Origin of the sequence: Cytobacillus sp. FSL K6-0265 (assembly GCF_038003465.1) — a bacterium.
In the GTDB taxonomy this organism is placed as follows: domain Bacteria; phylum Bacillota; class Bacilli; order Bacillales; family Cytobacillaceae; genus Cytobacillus; species Cytobacillus stercorigallinarum.
In genome coordinates, this window is sequence record NZ_JBBOPE010000001.1 from 3176743 (window position 1) to 3198014 (window position 21272).

General features: G+C 37.3%; 16 protein-coding genes and 1 other annotated feature. Of the genes, 1 reads left to right on the forward strand and 15 read right to left on the reverse strand.

Annotated elements, in window-relative coordinates; translation table 11 throughout:
• Positions 1 to 1333 precede the first annotated feature (1333 nt).
• The 10 genes from MHH73_RS16095 to hemA form a co-directional block, all read right to left on the reverse strand.
• Positions 1334 to 2632 (reverse strand): bifunctional folylpolyglutamate synthase/dihydrofolate synthase, encoded by a 1299-nt coding sequence (locus MHH73_RS16095; protein ID WP_191810186.1) that lies wholly within the window; start codon positions 2630 to 2632, stop codon positions 1334 to 1336.
• 72 nt (positions 2633 to 2704) lie between these two features.
• The gene (locus MHH73_RS16100; RefSeq protein ID WP_191810184.1) at positions 2705 to 5350 is read right to left on the reverse strand and encodes a valine--tRNA ligase; all 2646 of its coding nucleotides are present in this window, start codon (positions 5348 to 5350) and stop codon (positions 2705 to 2707) included.
• 76 nt (positions 5351 to 5426) lie between these two features.
• Positions 5427 to 5663: a binding site (T-box leader), on the reverse strand.
• Between the two features lie 242 nt (positions 5664 to 5905).
• Positions 5906 to 6973, reverse strand: coding sequence for a spore coat protein YsxE (gene ysxE, locus MHH73_RS16105; protein WP_191810181.1), 1068 nt, complete (start codon positions 6971 to 6973; stop codon positions 5906 to 5908).
• 112 nt (positions 6974 to 7085) lie between these two features.
• Complete coding sequence (gene spoVID / locus MHH73_RS16110) at positions 7086 to 8177, reverse strand: stage VI sporulation protein D (RefSeq protein WP_191810178.1); 1092 nt, start codon at positions 8175 to 8177, stop codon at positions 7086 to 7088.
• Positions 8178 to 8543: 366 nt separating this feature from the next.
• Positions 8544 to 9830, reverse strand: coding sequence for a glutamate-1-semialdehyde 2,1-aminomutase (gene hemL / locus MHH73_RS16115; protein WP_191810176.1), 1287 nt, complete (start codon positions 9828 to 9830; stop codon positions 8544 to 8546).
• A 16-nt stretch (positions 9831 to 9846) separates the two neighbouring features.
• A complete protein-coding gene (gene hemB / locus MHH73_RS16120; protein ID WP_191810174.1) occupies positions 9847 to 10827 on the reverse strand; it encodes a porphobilinogen synthase in 981 nt (326 codons plus the stop codon).
• 19 nt (positions 10828 to 10846) lie between these two features.
• Entirely contained in the window at positions 10847 to 11608 is a 762-nt protein-coding gene (locus MHH73_RS16125) for a uroporphyrinogen-III synthase (protein ID WP_191810172.1), read from the reverse strand.
• Positions 11605 to 12540 (reverse strand): hydroxymethylbilane synthase, encoded by a 936-nt coding sequence (gene hemC / locus MHH73_RS16130; protein ID WP_191810170.1) that lies wholly within the window; start codon positions 12538 to 12540, stop codon positions 11605 to 11607. Before hemC ends, MHH73_RS16125 begins: the two co-directional genes overlap by 4 nt.
• Positions 12541 to 12577: 37 nt before the next feature.
• Positions 12578 to 13411 (reverse strand): cytochrome C assembly family protein, encoded by an 834-nt coding sequence (locus tag MHH73_RS16135; RefSeq protein WP_191810168.1) that lies wholly within the window; start codon positions 13409 to 13411, stop codon positions 12578 to 12580.
• 15 nt (positions 13412 to 13426) lie between these two features.
• A complete protein-coding gene (hemA, locus tag MHH73_RS16140) occupies positions 13427 to 14767 on the reverse strand; it encodes a glutamyl-tRNA reductase (protein WP_191810166.1) in 1341 nt (446 codons plus the stop codon).
• A 238-nt stretch (positions 14768 to 15005) separates the two neighbouring features.
• On the opposite strand from hemA, the gene MHH73_RS16145 reads away from it, so the two are divergent.
• Positions 15006 to 15488, forward strand: coding sequence for a LiaI-LiaF-like domain-containing protein (locus MHH73_RS16145; protein WP_191810164.1), 483 nt, complete (start codon positions 15006 to 15008; stop codon positions 15486 to 15488).
• Positions 15489 to 15559: 71 nt separating this feature from the next.
• Here MHH73_RS16145 and MHH73_RS16150 read toward each other — a convergent pair whose 3' ends face one another.
• The 5 genes from MHH73_RS16150 to lon all read right to left on the reverse strand — a co-directional run bounded on the left by MHH73_RS16150 (position 15560) and on the right by lon (position 21188).
• Positions 15560 to 16297: an amino acid ABC transporter ATP-binding protein gene (locus MHH73_RS16150; protein ID WP_318245432.1), complete on the reverse strand. Its 738-nt coding sequence runs from the start codon at positions 16295 to 16297 to the stop codon at positions 15560 to 15562.
• A 16-nt stretch (positions 16298 to 16313) separates the two neighbouring features.
• A complete protein-coding gene (locus MHH73_RS16155) occupies positions 16314 to 16964 on the reverse strand; it encodes an amino acid ABC transporter permease (protein ID WP_341068071.1) in 651 nt (216 codons plus the stop codon).
• Between the two features lie 90 nt (positions 16965 to 17054).
• Positions 17055 to 17837, reverse strand: coding sequence for a transporter substrate-binding domain-containing protein (locus MHH73_RS16160; RefSeq protein WP_191810161.1), 783 nt, complete (start codon positions 17835 to 17837; stop codon positions 17055 to 17057).
• 445 nt (positions 17838 to 18282) lie between these two features.
• Complete coding sequence (gene yihA / locus MHH73_RS16165; RefSeq protein WP_191810159.1) at positions 18283 to 18864, reverse strand: ribosome biogenesis GTP-binding protein YihA/YsxC; 582 nt, start codon at positions 18862 to 18864, stop codon at positions 18283 to 18285.
• Positions 18861 to 21188 carry an endopeptidase La gene (lon, locus tag MHH73_RS16170; RefSeq protein ID WP_191810157.1) on the reverse strand — a complete coding sequence of 776 codons (2328 nt, stop codon included), beginning with the start codon at positions 21186 to 21188 and terminating at the stop codon, positions 18861 to 18863. The genes yihA and lon overlap by 4 nt, the downstream gene beginning before the upstream one ends.
• Positions 21189 to 21272 lie beyond the last annotated feature (84 nt).

The window sequence follows — 21272 nt, forward strand, 5'->3', positions numbered from 1 at the left end:
AATTAGCTTACTTACGATAAAAGGGGTACGTAACAATAGCCAGTCTGTACAATCTTTGATTAGTTTATTATCACGAAATAGCAAAATCGCGAGCACAAGCATGAACAAGAATAGGAGAATCATATACCAATTCATCGTAAGGCATACGATAAATATCGTAATGGCTGGAAGTTCTGCGTTGAAACTGGCGAACATTTGAACAAATCTTGGGTCCATTGTACATTAAAAACAGCACACAAAAGTAGCAATGACACTGACAACAATAGGATAGGTCATGCTGAAAAAAACTTGTTTTTTAGTTGAGTTTGTTTTTCATAATAATCAGCCAGCCAGTGTACGACATCATCTAGCATCCCTCCGGCTTCTCCAGCTGGAAAAAGGGCAGCGGATTGCCGCAAATACATTCAATATACTTGTCTTTCAACCCATTTTTATAGCCATACCTTATGTAATCATTTCGTTACGCTTGTCTCTATTGTATGCATACAAACCTCTCTTGATGTTTGTAACACATTGATGAGCTGATGGATTTTCTCATTACGAATAAGGTTAGCTACCGAATAATTCAGTAGCTATCATTCGACCGGTACCCGCTTTTAAGAGCACGATCCGCTGTGAAAAAACCCTACTAAGACGGATGCGAGTGGAAGGCGAATTTGCGTTTGTTATGCTTTCTTTGAAATGGCGCTTTTTTTCTTAACAAGACATGACAATTAATTGGACTCCACCCTTCTCTTCTTCAGCTTCAGCAAACTATGGTGGAGAATTGTATCACCCGAATAATATAGATTTATCCGCTTATCAAAAAGGTACGTCTTTAGATGAGTGAACGGGTTGTTACATCCCTTCTTACCCTTTTCATAAAACCAAATTAGCAGAATGGTATGAAGCAAATGGCTATGGTTCCATAATAAAAAGTGACAATTTAAAATTACTCCATATCTTGACGAAAAATACCGTTATATAAGCCGGTTTCAAAGGCAGTGATTATTGCTACCGGTATCAGTTCACAAATTCAATGGATTGAAACGGTTGAGCAGAGTTGTTTTCGCTCCATATGAAAGTGTAACCTTCTATGAGAATTTAATGGCAGGATTATTGCTAAAGATGGCGTTTATCTTATGAGTGGGGGAACAACGGTGAATACATCCCAAATGGTGATTTTATTGCTCAAGAAAAGGACTTTCTGCTTGAATAACACATAATACTCAAACGTTAATTGCTCTATTCATGCTGGTACAATGAAAGGTAAAGGGCAATCCAAAAAGCCATTTTCCACTTTTGGATGCCCTATACATAAACGGCTACAAGCCAGATTCATCGTAACCAAACATTATTGATGAGCAAGAAAACGCTTTACTTCGGAAATAAAGTATAGGGAACCTGTAATCACTAGAACGTCATTTGCACGCATGGTCGCTTTTGTTTCTTTGATTGCTGCTTGCCAATCAGCTGTAACGGAGTGCTGATGCTTTTGACTGATTGCAGACAGTTCCTCAGCTTTTGCGGCACGAGGAAATTCAAACGTTACAAAAGTAATCGCTTTCGCACAATCCTCCATTTTTTGAATCATGCCTTGAAGTGGTTTGTCCTGTAATGCTGCAAAAATAAAATAAATATCACGATCTTGGTAGCGCTTTTCTAATTCGTTACAAAGCGCAGTCATTCCTTCTTCATTATGTGCTCCGTCTAAAATTGTTAGTGGGGATGTCGCTACGCGCTCAAAACGACCGGGCCAATACGTGCTCTTCAAGCCTTTCCCAATGCTTTCTTCTGAGATCACAAAGGAAAAATATTGATTCAGAAAATCAATCGCCATTAGTGCCAAGCTGGCATTTTCTACTTGATGAACACCTGGCATCGATATTTCTAAATAGTCTCTTTGACTAAATGTATTATGAAAAGAAAAGGCCTCACCCACTTCTGTCGATACGATATGCTCTGCTTGGAATTGCTTATTTGCTTGATAAACTTTTGCATGTTTTTCTTTTGCCGTCTTTTCGATAACAGCCACTGCCTCATCCTGCTTTACACCAGTAATAATTGGTGTCCCAGTCTTTATAATCCCAGCTTTTTCAGAGGCAATCTTCTCAATCGTATCACCTAATATGGCTGTGTGATCAAGACCAATATTTGTAATGATAGATAATAGTGGATGAAGGACATTTGTTGAATCTAGTCTGCCACCTAATCCTACTTCAAATAATGCAATATCAACTGGTTCAATATGGGCAAAATAATGAATCGCCATTGTTGTTATAATTTCAAATTCAGATGGCTCTCCTAGTTCTGATCCTTCAAGCTCTACTGCAAGTGGATAAATATCATTCACTAGCTGTACAATATCATTATCAGAAATCGGCTTGCCGCCTAATGTAATCCGTTCATTAAATTGCTCTATATACGGAGAAGTAAATGTACCTACCATAATCCCTTCTGCTTCAAGGATCGAATGGATATAAGCAAGTGTTGAACCTTTACCGTTCGTTCCCCCTATATGTATGACCTTCAGTCTTCTTTCTGGATGATTCAACTTTTCCATCATCCATTCCATCCTTTGTAATCCTGGTTTAATCCCAAGACGAAGACGAGAATGAATCCAACCAATTGCTTCTTCATATGTTGTAAACATGTCTATCTGCCACCTTTATTAATATAACCATGATAAGAGGAGACGATATTTCGCCTCCCCTCCTATTATACCTTATTCACCTTTTAATTCGTTCATTCGTGCTTCAACTGCTGAGCGTTTTTCGCTATAATCCTGTTCTTTCGCTTTTTCTTCAGCGATTACTTTTTCAGGTGCTTTCTTCAGAAAACCTTCATTGCTTAATTTTTTCTGAACACGCTCTACTTCTTTATTTAACTTATCCCATTCTTTTTGCAGACGAGCAATTTCTTCGTCGATATTAATTAAACCTGCTAATGGTAGAATAATTTCTGCTCCAGTAACAATTGCCGTCATCGCTTTATCAGGTGCTTTCGCATCAATCGCTATGGTTAATTGCTCAGGGTTACAGAAGCGTTCAATATAACCAACATTTTTACTTAACACTTTTTGTACTTTTTCATCTTTTGTTTTAATGAGCATATCAATCTTCTTACTCAATGGTGTGTTTACCTCTGCACGAATATTACGTACGGAACGAATAATTTCAACAAGCAGTTTCATTTCTTCTGCTGCTGCTTTATCCGAAAGTTCCTCATTCACAGTCGGCCAAGAGGCAACTGTAATCGATTCCCCTTTATGAGGAAGGTTTTGCCAGATTTCCTCTGTAATAAACGGCATGAATGGATGTAATAATCTCATTGTTTGGTCTAATACATAAGCAAGAACAGATCTTGTTGTCTGTTTAGCCGCTTCATCTTCACCGTATAATGGCAGTTTCGCCATTTCAATATACCAGTCACAGAAATCATCCCAAATGAAATTATAGAGGATACGTCCTACTTCACCAAACTCATAACGATCGGATAGCCTTGTTACCGTTTCAATCGTTTCATTCAAGCGAGTGAGAATCCATTTATCTGCAACCGATTTTTCACCAGTTAAATCAATTTCATCATAAGTTAATCCATTCATGTTCATCAAAGCAAATCGAGAAGCATTCCAAATTTTATTGGCAAAATTCCACGTAGATTCTACTTTTTCAAAGCTGAAACGTAAATCTTGACCTGGTGAGCTTCCTGTTGATAAGAAATAGCGTAAAGAGTCTGCACCATATTTCTCAATCACATCCATTGGATCAACGCCATTACCTAGTGACTTACTCATCTTACGACCTTCCGCATCACGAACCAACCCGTGAATAAGTACATCTTTAAATGGACGGCCACCAGTAAATTCAATACCTTGGAAAATCATTCTAGATACCCAGAAGAAAATGATATCATAACCGGTTACTAACGCATCAGTCGGATAATAACGTTTAAAATCAGCACTTTCTTCATTCGGCCAGCCTAAGGTAGAGAATGGCCATAACGCTGATGAAAACCATGTATCAAGCACATCTTCATCTTGTTTCCAGTTCTCACTATCACTTGGTGCTTCTGTTCCTACATATACTTCACCTGTTTCCTTATGATACCAAGCTGGGATGCGATGGCCCCACCAAAGTTGACGAGAAATACACCAGTCACGAATATTTTCCATCCAGCGTAAATACGTATTTTCAAAACGATCTGGAACGAAGTTGACTTTATCTTCACCCTTTTGCAACTCAACTGACGCATCAGCAAGTGGTTGCATTTTTACAAACCATTGGGTAGACAAATAAGGTTCTACAACTGCTCCACTACGTTCTGAATGACCAACAGAATGAAGATGCTCTTCGATTTCAAAAAGAATACCTTCTTCTTGCAAATCTTTAACGATTTGTTTACGACATTCGAAACGATCTAACCCTTGATATTTGCCAGCATTCTCATTCATTGACCCGTCTTCATTCATTACTAGAATTCTTGTTAGATTGTGACGATTACCAATTTCAAAGTCATTTGGGTCATGAGCTGGTGTAATTTTTACTGCTCCTGAACCAAATTCCATGTCAACATAATCATCTGCAACAATCGGAATTTCTCTGCCAGTAATAGGAAGTTTAACCGTTTTACCAATCAAGTGTTGATAACGCTCATCTTTAGGGTGAACTGCAACCGCTGTATCACCAAGCATCGTTTCAGGTCTTGTTGTCGCAATTTCAATATGACCACTACCATCTGTTAATGGATAGCGCATATGATAGAATGCCCCTTGAACATCTTTATGAATAACTTCTATATCAGATAAAGCGGTTTGAGTAGAAGGGTCCCAGTTAATAATATACTCGCCTCTATAAATCAAACCTTTATTGTATAAAGCAACGAAAACTTCTTGTACAGCATCTGATAACCCTTCATCTAGTGTAAAGCGTTCACGGTTATAATCTAAACCGAGACCAAGCTTAGACCATTGTTGTCTAATATGTCCTTTATATTCATTCGTCCATTTCCACGTTTCCTCTACAAAGGCTTCACGACCTAGATCATAACGACTTTTGCCTTCTTCGCGCAGTTTTTGCTCAACTTTTGCTTGAGTAGCAATACCTGCATGGTCCATACCAGGTAGCCATAGCACATCATAGCCTTGCATGCGCTTCATTCTCGTCAAAATATCTTGCAGCGTTGTATCCCATGCATGACCTAGATGCAATCTTCCCGTTACATTTGGTGGCGGAATCACAATCGTATAAGGTTTTTTCTCCGGATCATCTTTTGCCTCAAAATATTTTCCTTTTAACCACCAATCATAACGACCTTGTTCAATAGACTGAGGGTCATATTTTGTTGGCATCGTGATATTATTCTCTTCCATCGCCTATTCATCCTTTCTCACATTCGCTTATCGCTAACAATCAAACAAAAGCAAAATAAAAAACTCCACTCGTCACAAAAAGGACGAATGGAGTTGCTTCCGCGGTACCACCTTTTTTTCAATTACAGATATCTTTAGTAATTGACTCTCGAATGGATAACGGCGTTCCCGTCTTTCGCTAATAATAGAACTATGTTCACGAAAGAAGCTCCAGGGCGACCTTCCAATGGATTCGCTTAGAAAATCTCTCAGCAATTGATTTTCCTCTCTTAAAGCAAAGCGCCAATGTACTCTTCCCTATCAAAGCTTTTCATTTGTTTGAATATAAAATAATACTACCTAAAAATAGTCACTATAGTCAATAAGGATGACCAATTTTTTTTATTATATACATGATAATAAAAAAAGGGACCAACTTATAAGAAAAATGGCTCTTATTTTAGACTTGTTATGTATGATGAAAAAAGGCGGGATGAGGATGCAAATGCACACTATATATTAATTTTTACCGAATAAGTTTGATTGCTTCTTAAAATGAATATAGGAGCCCAGTTTTTATCCATTTTGGGCTCCTTCTTGTTCTGCCTTCGCTTTTTCAGCTGCTTCTTGTGCTTGTTTTTTCTGACGCTCAATTTCATCAATCCTCATGGCTACATATTCCGTATTCTTTAATAACCAAAATTGCCTTTGTATATGTTCTACATGCTTTCTTTCATTCTTTCTCGACTTACCATTATGATATTTTTCTGCTGCGCGAATGACAGGTCCTGGATGAGCAAAATAACTTTGAAATAAAAGCATTTCATCTTCTCTAAACGGATAATGCTTAAAATAAGTGTAAATCCAATCGACGGCATCGTCCGCACGCTTCGGAAAGGTTTTTAAAGATCTTGATAAGAACGGAAGAAGATCATGCATAGGTGAACTTCTCTTCGCTTCCTCAAAATTCAAAAAATAACCATATCCACGCTCATCATACAAAAAATGTTCGGTAGAAATTTTTCCGTGTATAACAGCAGTACGAACTTTTTCCTCTTCCTTTGTTTTCTCGTACCAATCCTTTAATTTCTTCGTTGAGAAAGTTAACGCTTGAGCGATATCATTATAATATTGTGTAAACATCAACTCATAAGGAGACATATATTCCCTAGATTCACATGTTTCAATAAAACCATTTAAAAATTCACTCTGCTTTTCCCATTCTAGTAACGTATTTTCATAATGCTCCTCACGTTCTTCCTTAGAAACTTCCACTTCTTTCGTACTTAAGACATGCAAGCGAGCAAGTTCTCTAAACATTTGTTGATGACGTTCAAATTGATCTTCTTTAATCTCATTTGCTAGCCAAGGCATTAAGTAATACAGCTTTTGTTCGTGTAAAACGGCATACCTACCGTCAACCGTCGGATAAATCGGGACAATCCGGTTGTATCCCATCTGGTATAATTGTTGAATATAACGAATGAAGTCCGCTCCATGATTTGCTTTTATTTTTTTCAAAGAAAAAACACCTTTGCTAGAGTAAACCTTCTGAACGCTACCAAAACTTTCGATGAAATTAGGCTCAAGTGCATAGTGTTTTAAAATGGGACCATATTTTTTTAATCTATTTTCCTTTGCCACTTAGACCACTCACTTTCCTCCCTTACCTTTATTGGTAAGTAAACAAGTGACACTGATAAAAATGCGAGCAGACCGGTGAGATCTGCTCATAATAGGCTACCCTTATCAGCTGCTAGTTTGTTACAGCTACAGGGATATATAATACTTGGCCTTCATGCACTTCTTGATTCAATTCAAGTTGATTGGCTCTCATTAATATTTGTGGTGTCACATCATATCTTTCTGAAATAAGATCAATCGTGTCATTGGGCTGGACAATACATACCTTAACCTTCGTCAATTGTTCTTCATCTTCTTTACGAGCAAAAAATTCTGTTAAACTCATGCTTTTTTTGCCCTTTACTTTCTTCTTCTGTTGTTTGACTTCTTCCGAAGAAGATTCAAGCTCATCTTTCACCTCTTCATGCTCTTGAACCGGTTTTGTTTCTTCTACTTGCTTAACCTCAAAGATTTCTTCTGCTTCCTGCTTTTTCTCTTCATATCGATTAGCTATAAAAGAAACCTCTGGCATATCAATGGGTTCCTCTTCATGGGGCTCAAGAATAGGTAAGGAGCGATTTAAAACCGGTTCTTCTTCAACCACTTCTGGCTCCTGCTTCGCTTCAGCAACAAACACATCCTCATCTTTTTTATTTTCCTCCGGTAAGGTGAAGTTAATCTCTGTATGTTCTTCTTCACGACTGGTATCTTCTTCTTCAACTTGAGCCGTTGAACGTTCGACCGTGTCAAGCTCTAGCACATTATTCTCATCTTCGGTATATGCTACATGCTGTTGATCACCATACAAACCAGATATCGTCAAGTTGGCATGGAGCTTCATGCAACTTCTTTCAGGAAACATATAATCAAATGACTCTACTTGGACATCAATATCATCCAATCTTTCAATGCGATTATTTGGGATTGTAATATCTACAGGAAAATAGTGAGTAAACTCACATACGCCCTCTTCCCTTTCTTCCACAGATTGGATAAATCTTAATGTAGATGGTGGTTCATTCATACTTTCCTCGGTTGATTCATCACGATGATATTCACCTGTTAGTTCTAGGGCTCCTTGAATTGTTACATACTGCTCACTATCCTGAATCGTTATATTCGGATCAAGTGAAATCGAAAGTAATTGTGATACTTCCTGTCCTTTTTGAAACCAAACGGATTCCTCTAGCGAAAACCGCAAGTTCGACGGATTTCCTTGAGACATATTCGACTCCTCCTCCCATATCATCAAAAAACAATAACATCTTTTCTCTTACACTTTATGAGGGCGAAAAGTGAATTATGATTACTTTACTTAGAAAGGAGCGAGTCTTCGCTAGATTAACGATATTGTTAAAGGGGAATCGATCAATTTAGGACCTGTGAATGTTAAAATCTAACGCCTTTTCACACGGAGATCATCGTCTACATAACTTTCTCTTTGATTGTTTCCCAATGTTTGAGCCTTATCAATGCAGCTGTCTTTACCTCTTTGTTACTGATATTCTTCTCTTTGCGCGCTCTCTAAAGCATTTGTCTATCGAAAATAAAAAAGCGAACAATTCCATTTCGGAATTTGTTCGCTAAAAACTTATTTCAATTTCGCAAATGCTTTTTCAGCTGCGACAATTGTTTGATCAATATCTTCATCCGTTAACGCTGTAGATAGGAATAAACCTTCGAATTGTGATGGTGGAAGGAATACGCCTTGAAGCGCCATTTCACGATAATAAGAAGCAAAGAAGTCAAGATTAGACGTTCTCGCTTTATCATAATTAATGACATCTTCATTTGTAAAAAATAGACCAATCATTGATCCTGCACGGTTAATTGTATGTGGAATCTCATATTTTTCTGCTGCTGTTCTCAAGCCTAATTCGAGTTTATCGGCTTTCTTAATAAAGCTCGCATACGTATCAGGTGTTAATTGGCTTAATGTCGCATACCCTGCAGCCATCGCAAGCGGGTTACCTGATAGAGTACCTGCTTGATAAATAGGCCCACTTGGTGCAACTTGCTCCATAATTTCCCGTTTACCACCGTACGCACCCACAGGCAGTCCACCACCTATAACTTTTCCTAAGCAAGTTAAATCAGGTGTAATGCCGAAGAAACCTTGGGCACAGTTATAATCCACACGGAAACCTGTCATCACCTCATCAAAAATAAGAAGGGCGCCGTATTCATTTGTCACATCACGCAACCCTTGCAAAAATCCTTCTACTGGAGGGACAACTCCCATATTACCAGCGACAGGTTCAACGATGATGGCAGCGATATCTTCACCAAATTGTTCAAAAGCGTATTTCACACCTTCAAGATCATTGTAAGGAACTGTAATCGTATTCTTAGCAATCCCTTCAGGCACACCAGGGCTATCAGGCAATCCAAGTGTAGCTACACCAGAACCCGCTTTAATTAAGAGAGAATCCCCATGACCGTGATAACAGCCCTCAAACTTCAAAATTTTATTCCGTCCTGTGAACCCTCTAGCTAATCTTAGTGCACTCATCGTTGCTTCTGTACCTGATGAAACCATCCGAATTACATCAATTGAAGGAACACGATCGATGACAAGCTGTGCTAATTCATTTTCAATTAGTGTTGGTGCCCCGAAACTTGTTCCATTTTCAGCAACTTCCTTCACTGCAGAAACGACTTTTTCATTAGCATGTCCTAAAATGAGCGGGCCCCATGAAAGGACATAATCGATATATTCATTCCCATCAATATCATAGATTTTTGACCCTTGGCCTTTTTCCATAAAAATCGGATCCATATCGACCGACTTAAAGGCACGGACTGGGGAGTTTACTCCACCAGGCATGAGTTTAACTGCTTCTTTAAATGCGGCTTGTGACTTTTCATATGAACGCATAAACATCCCTCTTTTCTTATTTGTGTGAATTCAGCCATTTGGCTGCATCTTTTGCATGATAAGTAATAATTAGATCACTACCAGCTCTCTTCATCCCTGTTAGCATCTCAAGTACGATTCTTTCTTCATCAATCCAGCCATTTTGTGCAGCAGCTTTTACCATGGAGTATTCGCCACTTACATTATAAGTAACAAGTGGTAAATTAATATTGTTTTTCACATCACGAACAATATCAAGATAAGGCATCCCAGGCTTTACAATGAGGAAGTCTGCACCTTCCATTAAATCTGATTCAGCTTCTCTTATTGCTTCTAAGCGATTTGCAGGGTCCATTTGGTATGATTTCCGATCACCAAATTGCGGTGTACTACCAGCAGCGTCTCTAAATGGCCCGTAAAAAGCAGACGCGTATTTGACCGCATAAGACATAACAGGTATATGTTCAAAGCCTGCCTCATCAAGACCTTCACGAATAGCTATTGTAAATCCATCCATCATATTGGAAGGAGCAATAATATCTGCACCGGCTTTCGCTTGACTAATAGCTGTTTGCACAAGTAATTCTAATGAAGCGTCATTTAATATTTCCCCATTTTCAATCAATCCACAATGGCCATGGTCAGTATACTCACAAAGACAAGTATCAGCAACGACCAAAATGTCTGGATACTTCTCCTTAATTAATCTTGTTGCTTCTTGGACAATTCCATGTTCATGATACGCCTGTGTACCACAATCATCTTTTTCAAGAGGAACACCAAATAATAAAATAGATTGGATACCTAAAGAAACAACCTCATCCATCTCTTCAGTTAAATGGTCTAATGATAAATTATAAATACCTGGCATAGAAGGAATTTCTTTTTTAATATCTTGGCCTTCTGCAACAAAAATAGGATAAATAAAATCCTCCACATGTAGATGCGTTTCTCTAACTAGATTGCGCATATTTGCTGTCCTACGTAAACGGCGGTGACGATTAAATTGACTATTCATTGTACTACCTCCAACTTGATTAAGAAATGACTTTAATTACTTCATTAATTAAATGTTTAAATGTATATACTGTCGGTACAGCATGTACCTTCAAACCGTAAAATTCTGCTCTTTTTGCAGCTATTGGTCCGATACAACCGATGATACTCTTCCTTATTTGATCCTTCAAACCATAACGCTCGACAATTTCCATAAAATGGTCAATTGTTGACGGGCTCGTAAATAATAATATATCTATGCCCTCATTCAATAAGCGATCTGTTAATACTTGTTTACTCTCGTCAGGAAAAAAATTTTCATAAACGATTCGTTCAGTCACTCTATGCTTTGCTTCCACAAGCTTTTGCTTAATAAAATCGCGGGCGAGGTTGCCCTTAGGCAAGAAAATATTTTGTTCTCCCCCTAAAATGGCGATAAATTCATGGGCAAATGTTTCAGCAACAAATTCCGATGGCATGAAATCAGCTTTCATGTCATATTGCGCCAACGTTTCAGCCGTTTTCTTTCCTATAACGGCCAACTTTGGTAAGTTAGTCTTTTGTGACACATATGTAAAAAACACATCAACTGACACACTACTTGTGAAAATAACCCATTGATATTGTGTGAAATCGATGGTTTTTAAAGAATGGGCATCTGTTGTTTCTCTAAAAGAAATTAATGGGATAATCACTGGATGTCCACCAAGGGATCTGACCAACTCACCACTAGCCTCCGATTGATCTTTACTTCGGGGAATAAGGACAGACATTCCATGTAAGGCACTGTCCTCATGAATCATCCTTTGTCTAACTCCTCTTTAACTGCATCAATTAATGCTTTTGCACCTAATTCCGATAAATTTTCTGCAACTTGATACCCTATTGTCTCAGGATCATCGCCAACAACCATATCTTTATAAATCGTACGGCCATCCGGAGAACCAACTAAGCCAGTTAAACTTACTTCCCCATTCTCAGTTAAACGTGCAAATCCGGCAATTGGCACTTGGCAACCGCCCTCCATTTTATGAAGAAATGCACGCTCGGCAAGCACTGTTTTTTTCGTTTCCTCACATGTGAATGCATCTAAAAGTTTTCTTAGTTCATGATCATCTTCTCTACATTCGATAGAGAGTGCACCTTGACCAACGGCTGGTAAACAAATATCTGGATCAATAAATTCTGTAACGATTTCCTTTGTCCATCCCATTCTTGATAGGCCGGCAGCAGCCAGAATAATGGCATCATATTCTTCTGTTTCAAGCTTAGCAAGACGTGTATCAATATTCCCGCGAATCCATTTAATTTCTAAATCTGGTCTTTTAGCCAAGAGTTGTGAACCTCTTCTTAAACTACTTGTCCCGATAATTGCGCCTGGTTTTAAGTCAGCTAATTTCACATGGCCTTTGGAAATAAGTGCATCTCGATAGTCTTCTCTTTCCGGAATACAACCAATGGTCAATCCTTCAGGTAAGACAGCTGGCATGTCCTTCATACTATGTACAGCCATGTCAATTTCCTTATCTAACATCGCTTGTTCTATTTCTTTAACGAATAGGCCTTTTCCTCCTACCTTTGAAAGGGTAACATCCAGGATTTTATCTCCTTTTGTCACAATTTCTTTTACTTCAAAATCAACTGCAGGATTCAAACGGCGTAACTGTTCAATCACCCAATTCGTTTGTGTTAACGCAAGCTTACTTCTTCTTGAACCGACAATTATTTTTCTCATGACAGCCTCCCTATTCTTTAAAAACATATTCCTTTTCTTATTCATACCAGAAATGGAAAGACGATAACCTTCCAAATAAGAAAAAATTAATTAATACAACAAGGAAAGCAGCCACATTCCAAGTAGCAAGTGATTTACCACTCATTCCTCTGCCAACCTTTAAATATAAGTAAATACTATACAAAATGAGGACCAATAAGGAACCAAGCACTTTTGAATCCAACCATACCATATTTGGTAATTTCATATAAGCCCATTGTATCCCTAATATTAAACTAATCACTAACATAGGCACCCCTATACTAGCAAATAGATAAGACATTTTTTCTAGTTGTGATAAATTCGCAATTCGAATCAGCCTTGAACCCCACTTTTTTCTCTTCAACAAATCATATTGAATCAAATATAAAAGAGCAAATACAAATGACAATGAAAAAGCACCATATGAGAGAATCGCACCAATAATATGAAAAAAGAGGAGCTCAGACATCAATTGATTCGCCAACACATCTGATTCAATCTCAATAGGAGCAAATGTATGTAAAGCCATAATAAAAAAACCAAGTACATTTGTGAAGAAAACGATAAAATCAACTTTCATAATGCGATTAATAATTAAAGAAAATGTAATAAGTATCCATGCGTAGAAGTATAAACCTTCAAATATCGTTAATACAGGAAATCTTCCCGTATTCCACATATAGAGTAATAAGAATATCGTCTGTAATCCCCATACAAATGCAAGTAACCAGAAGGCTACACGATTGGCCTTCCGGTTACTTGCTAAAAAGTCAATAAAGTAGAGAAGTACACTCGCTGCATAAAGAACGACAGTAAATTCATGCAGGCGTGCCATATAGATATCAAACATGGACAGTACCCCTTTTTATGATTGAAAGGATGTCTGTTGCACCTTTACACGATCTGATTTTGGTTGTTCTTGTTTTTCGATTTGTTGGACAACAAGATCCTCTATATTAAATATTTTCACGAACAATTCTAATGCTTTATCAGCATTTTTATGTCCTGCCAATTCTTTTGCTTGTAATACAGGGTCTTTCAACATTTGGTTCACAATACTCTTCGTGTGCTTGCTAACCACTTTTCTTTCCCGTTCTGTTAGGTTTGGAAGCTTTCTTTCCAAACTCTTCATTGTGTCAGCCTGAATAGCAAGAGCTTTCTCTCTTAAAGCTGAGATGACAGGTACCACACCTAGAAGTTTAAGCCACTGTTTAAATTCAACGATTTCACTTTCGATTAATAATTGAATTTTCTCCGCTGCTTTTTTACGTTCTTGCAGATTCGCTTCAACAATACCTTCTAGATCATCAATATCATATAAGAAAACGCTATCTAGATCGGCAAGTGCTGGATCTAAATCACGTGGAACAGCAATATCAACCATAAATAGTGGCTTACCTTTCCGCAATCTTTCTACATCTGCCATCATCTCTTTTGTAATCATATAATTGTTTGCACCTGTAGAAGAAATCACGATATCAGCTTCCACTAATGCACATTGTAATTCTTGCATTAATTTCGCCTGTCCTTCATAGCGATGTGCTAAATTTTTCGCTTTCTCAAAAGTACGATTAATTACCGTAACATTGGCACCATTTGCATGAAGATGTTGTATCGCTAATTCGCCCATTTTACCTGCTCCGAGAATTAGGACTTGCTTATTCGTAATTTGACCGAATATTTTCTTAGCAAGTTCAACTGCAGCATAACTAACAGATACGGCATTTGCGCCAATATCCGTTTCGGAATGTGCCTTTTTAGCAAACGTAATGGACTGCTTGAATAATTGATTGAAAATTGTTCCAGTTGTATGTTCCACTTGCGCTTGCAAAAAACTAGAGCGAACTTGGCCTAAAATTTGTGTTTCTCCTAGGACCATTGAGTTTAATCCACTACCGACTTTAAATAAATGCTCTATCGCACCATCATGTTCATAAATAAAAAGAAAGGGCGAAAATTCATTTTGATCTATTTGAAACCAATCGGCTAAAAATTCTTTAATATAATATCTACCTGTATGCAGTTGATCGACAACCGCATAGATTTCGGTCCGATTACATGTGGATAGAATTACATTTTCCAAGATGCTTTTCTTTTGTTGCAATGCTTGCATTGCCTCACCCAATTGAGAAGGATCGAATGTTAATCTTTCTCTAATTTCCACAGGGGCTGTTTGATAGTTTAGACCAACGACCACGATATGCATTTTTAGTAGACCCCCCAAAAAAATTGCATAATTACCTACATATATTATAACATTATCTTTACAAGCTGTTTCAAAGAAATGTGAACAGAGTATGAACACATATGATATGATATTTGAGTAGTAAATGATTAATTTAGAACTATTATAATTTGATATTTATTATCATAAACACTCCACTATGTACAATACCAAAAAACTGTCTAATATTCAAGTGTACCTAACTGAAAGTGGTGAATAAATGAAAAGTCAACGACTATTTGCCGGCATTATCTTAGTAGGCTACGGCTGTTTCTTTCTCATTCAGCAATTACAGGTTGAGAGTTTACAATCGCTATTGACCTGGCCAGTATTACTAGCTATTACAGGTTTGGCTTTTTTAATCCAAGCATATAGCGGTAATGAATATAATGCTATATTTCCCGGTGTGATTCTCTTTGGGTTTGGTTTACATTTCATCATTGTTGATCGTTTAAGCATATGGCCTAATCATATCGGTGCCTTTGTCCTTATTATTGCCCTTGCTTTTTTATTATATTACTTAAAAACAGGCAATGGCCTCTTGCAAGGGTTTCTTATGTTAGTATTAGCCATTACTTTATTATTTTATGATAAAATTTTGCAATATGCAGGTAGCTACGGTGAGATCATTTCATACATAACGAAATTCTGGCCTGCTATTTTTATTATCATTGGCCTCTTTTTCCTTAGTAAAAGAAAATAATCTATGAGAAACTTCCATTGAAAAAAACGAACAAAATGTTCGTTTTTTTCGTTTTTGTTAATTATTCACTTTTATAGAACAGAATCTAAGAAACTTTTCGTTCTTTCTTCCTTTGGATGATTAAATAACTCTTCAGGATGACCGACTTCAACAATTTTACCATCATGCATATACACTGCCCAATCTGCCACTTCCCGCGCAAATCCCATTTCATGCGTGACAACAATCATCGTCATCCCTTCTTCAGCAAGTTCTTTCATTGTTGCTAACACTTCACCTACTAATTCTGGGTCTAGTGCAGAAGTTGGTTCATCAAACAGCATTACATCCGGCTTCATTGCTAATGCCCTTGCAATGGCAACACGCTGCTTTTGACCACCTGAAAGTTTAGATGGATAAACATCTTTCTTATCCGATAAGCCAACTTTATCTAACAGGACTAACGCTTGTTCCTCCGCTTCCTTTTTCGATATTTTTTTCACTTGCATCGGTGCTTCCATTATATTTTGTATGACTGTTTTATGAGGGAAGAGATGAAAGTGCTGAAACACCATTCCTACTCTTTGTCTAATTTCATTTAAGTCATGAGAATCTTTTTCTATTACTTCACCCTCTAATGTAATGGTTCCACTATCTTTTAATTCTAGAAAGTTAAGACATCTTAGCAATGTGCTTTTACCAGAACCACTGGCACCGATTAGACAAACAACATCGCTTTCTTTTACTGTAAAATCAATATCTTTTAATACATGAAGATCACCAAAAGACTTATTTAATTTCTCTATATTAATCATAATTGATTCACTCATCTATATTCATCCCTTTCTATCGCTCACTATTAGACATTTTCTTCTCAACAAGGTTCACAATAACTGTAAATAGAAGAACAAGCACTAAATAATAGACGGCAACAATCAATAAGTAAGTCATATAATCATAATTGATTGATCCTTGTGTTGTGGCAATATTAAAGAGCTCATAGACCCCTACAAATGAAGCTAGTGAAGAATCCTTTAACGCAATAATAAATTGGTTCCCGAGTGGTGGCAAAGCGCGTCTGCTTGCTTGTGGTAAAATTATTCTTCTCATTGTTAAGCCTGCACTCATCCCTAGGGAACGACCTGCCTCCATTTGACCACTTTCAATAGATTGAATGGCTCCTCTGAAAATTTCTGCAATATAGGCACCATTATGGAAGGCTAAACCTAAAACAACGGACCAAAAACCGGAAAAATTTAATGAAGTTAAACCGAAATAAAAGATAAAGATTTGCACAACGAGAGGTGTTCCTCTGACTAAGAAGATATAGAGGTCCGCAACCCACTCTAATACTTTCACTTTAGATATCTTTAACATAGCAAAAAAGAGACCGATAAAAATAGCAATAAAAATTGAGACGATTGTTAATTGAAAAGTTAGGAGCATTCCCTCAAAAAACATCGGGAAGGTGTCAACAAACGTTGTTAGTATGTCCATATTTCCTCCTTAAGGTAAAGTGTATTTTCTTTTTAGATGCAAGAGGCGAATGCATACGCAATAAACGGAGATGCATTCGCCAACAGAAAATTATTCTTCTGATTCTACAGTAATATCTTCGCCGATATATTCCTTGCTAATTTCAGTCAAGGTTCCATCTTCATGAAGCTTCTCTAATGCATCGTTAATTTTTTCAAGTAGCTCTTCATTGTCTTTGGCTACAGCAATCGCTTGCTCACTTTTTTCTAAAAGCTGTTTTCCCTCAATATTCATACCCGCACCGATCGCTTCTTTACCTGTAACAAAATCGGTAATGACCGCATCATGCTTTCCACTAGATAAAGCCTCGAGTGCTACGACATCGCTATCATAAAACTTAATATTATCAGTAACTTCTGATACTGTTTTTTGATACGTTGTTCCTTTAGCAACAGCTACTTCAAGACCTTCTAAATCTTCTAATGTTTCTATATCGCTATCCGGTCTCACATAAATTTGTGGGCCTGAATAATAGTAAGGAATCGAGAAATCAACGGCTTGTAACCTTTCTTCTGTTATTGTATGACTAGCAACAGCGGCATCAAAACGTCCTGATTTTACACCTTCAACAATTCCACCGAATTTAAATTTTTGCTGCACTGGTTCTAGTCCTAGCTCTTTTGCAACGGCTTCTGCTACTTCAATGTCGAAACCTGTCATTGAACCATCATCTTGCGTTACACTAAATGGATTAAATTCTCCCGATGAAGCATAAGTGAATTTCCCTTCCTCTGCTAAATCCATACCTCCACTACTCGCTTCTTCATTTGAGCCACATGCAGCTAATACAGCTACAGATGCAGCAACAATCATTCCTTTAAGTATCTTTTTCACTAGTAAAATATCCCCCTTGTATGTTCTTTTTTCATATATGCTATCAACCTTACCACTCTTACAAATTATTCTCAAAATTCATATTTTATGATATTTTAAGATATAAAACTGTAAGAAAGTCTCACACATCCCTCTTATCCTCTATCCTCCTTATTAAACATGTATCCTCCTATATCATCTCTATTACTAAGAGTAGAGGGGAAGGGTCCACTTGATTCACAAGTGAAATGATGTAACTCAATTTTACATACATAGTCTAATTTCCCTAAATTCTGAAAAATAAACGTAAACTTCTCAACAAATGCGCATCTTTAAACTTAAAGTGTTGATAACCATTTCATCCTACCAAGATAAAAGAAAATCTTTAACAAAAAAAGACGAACAAATCCGGCCTCATCCGGTTTGTTCGTCTTTTTAAAATGTTTGATTGTAACCTTGAACCAGGTTACATCAAACCTTTAATAACGGCCCATGCTTCCTCTTTCCCTTTGCCTGTTTCTGAAGAGAATAAGATAAGAGAGTCGCTAGGGTCAACGTCAAGTGTTTCTCTCGTCACTTTAATATGTTTCTGCCATTTTGATTTTGGTACTTTATCGGCTTTTGTGGCAATAATGATGCAAGGAATCTCATAATGTTTAAGGAATTCATACATCATCACATCATCTTTAGTAGGCTGATGTCTTAAATCCACAATAAGAACAACCGCTCGTAATTGTTCTCGAGAAGTGAGGTATGTCTCAATCATTTTCCCCCATGCTTCCCTTTCTTTTTTTGACACTTTTGCATAGCCATAACCTGGTACATCAACAAAATGTAAGATTTCATTAATAAGATAAAAGTTTAATGTTTGCGTTTTTCCAGGCTTAGAAGATATTCTTGCTAATCCTTTACGATTCAACATTTTATTAATAAAAGAAGATTTCCCTACATTCGAACGACCTGCTAATGCAAATTCTGGTAATTCTACATCTGGATATTGTTCAGGCTTTACGGCACTGATGACAATATCTGAACTTACAACCTTCATTGTTCCACCCCGTCTACTAACGCTGCTTTCAGTACTTCATCTACATGGGATACAAGCACAAATGAAAGTTCCTCACGAATTGATTCTGGAATATCATCTATATCCTTTTCATTATCTTTCGGTAAGATAATTTTTGTTAATCCCGCGCGATGAGCGCTCAGTGATTTCTCCTTTAATCCACCGATAGGTAAGACACGACCACGCAATGTTACTTCACCTGTCATGCCTACTTCTCTTCTAATTGGTACACCCGTTAATGCTGAAACAAGTGCAGTAGTCATTGTGATCCCTGCAGATGGACCATCCTTAGGAACAGCCCCTTCTGGAACGTGAATATGAATATCGAATTTCTCATGAAAATTCTCATCAATCCCTAATTCCTTTGCATTTGAACGCACATAACTAAAAGCTGCTTGAGCGGATTCTTTCATCACATCACCAAGTTTACCCGTTAAGACTAACTTACCTTTACCTTTTGATAAAGAGACTTCGATTTGAAGTGTATCTCCACCTACAGTTGTATAAGCAAGTCCTGTAGCGATACCGACTTGATCCTCTAATTCAGCCTGGCCGTATCTAAAACGTTTCTTACCTAAGAAATCTTCAACCGATTTCGCAGTAACAACCACTCTTTTTTTCGTTTCTGATACAATAATTTTTGCCGTTTTCCTACAAATACTAGCCAATTGACGTTCTAAACTCCTAACACCAGCTTCTCTTGTATAATAACGCACAACAGCTTGAACAGCATCATCTCTCACTTGCAATTGAGATTTCGAAAGACCATGCTCTTTGATTTGTTTTGGCAAAAGATGGTCTTTAGCAATATGAAGCTTCTCATGTTCTGTATAACCAGCAATTGAAATGACTTCCATACGATCTAATAATGGTCCTGGAATTGTACTTAAATTGTTAGCTGTAGCAATGAACATAACCTTCGATAAATCATACGTCTCTTCAATATAGTGATCACTGAAGTTATGATTTTGCTCAGGATCTAATACTTCAAGCATTGCCGATGATGGGTCTCCACGAAAATCATTAGACATTTTATCAATCTCATCTAATAAAAATACTGGATTAACTGTTCCTGCTTTTTTCATCCCCTGGATTACTCTACCCGGCATTGCACCGACATACGTTCTTCGATGTCCGCGAATTTCTGATTCATCACGGACACCTCCTAAAGATACCCGGACAAAATTACGATTGAGAGAGGAAGCGATTGATTTCGCTAGACTTGTTTTCCCTACACCCGGAGGTCCAACGAGACAGAGGATAGGGCCTTTTAAAGAGTTCGTTAATTGCTGTACCGCCAAATATTCAAGCACTCTCTCTTTTACTTTCTCTAAACCATAATGATCTCGATCAAGGATTTTCTCTGCTTTTTTGATGTTTAAATCATCGACCGTTTCTTTAGACCAAGGTATCGCTAATAGCCAATCGATATAATTTCGAATAACAGAGCTTTCTGCCGAACTAGAAGGGACCTTTTCGTAACGATTCAGCTCTTTTAATGCTGTATTTTCTACATTACTAGGCATATTTGCTTCTGCGATTTTCGCTTTTAAATCTGCAATTTCTCCTGTTTTACCTTCTTTATCGCCTAATTCCGTTTGAATGGCTTTCATTTGTTCGCGCAAATAATATTCTTTCTGCGTTCTTTCCATCGATTTCTTTACCCGATTGCCGATTTTCTTTTCTAAATTCAGCACTTCTTTTTCGTTATGAATAATGCTGATCACACGATTCAAACGATCTTTTATATTAATTGTCTCCAAGATTTCCTGTTTCTCTTTTAGTTTTAAAGGAAGATGAGAAGCAATAATATCAGCTAAACGACCGGGTTCTTCAATATCTGTAACAGATGTAAATGTTTCTGTTGATATTTTTTTAGATACTTTTATGTATTGTTCAAAATGACTTAAAAGAGTACGCATTAATGCTTGGTCTTCTACATCACGAGATTCAGACTCCTCAAACACTTCAACCTTTACTGAAAAATAGTCTTCATCATCTAAAACCTCTGCTATTTTTGCCCGTTTAAGTCCTTCTACTAGCACACGAATTGTACCATTTGGCAATTTGAGCATTTGTTTTACCCGAGTAAGAGTACCTAAATGATATAAATCATCGCTGTCAGGCTCATCTATCGAAATGTCCTTTTGTGTTGTTAAAAAGATTAAATGGTCATCTACCATTGCTTTTTCAAGTGCTTGTACTGATTTATCACGACCTACATCTAAGTGTAGGACCATTGTAGGATAAACGAGCAAACCTCGAAGCGGCAGGAGGGGGACGATGATCTCTTTCTTATTCGTCATATACTTGCACCTCCAAAATGCATATGTATCAAGATTTCAATTCATTTTCTTTGTACAATTTTATCTTATTTACTTCACAGTGTC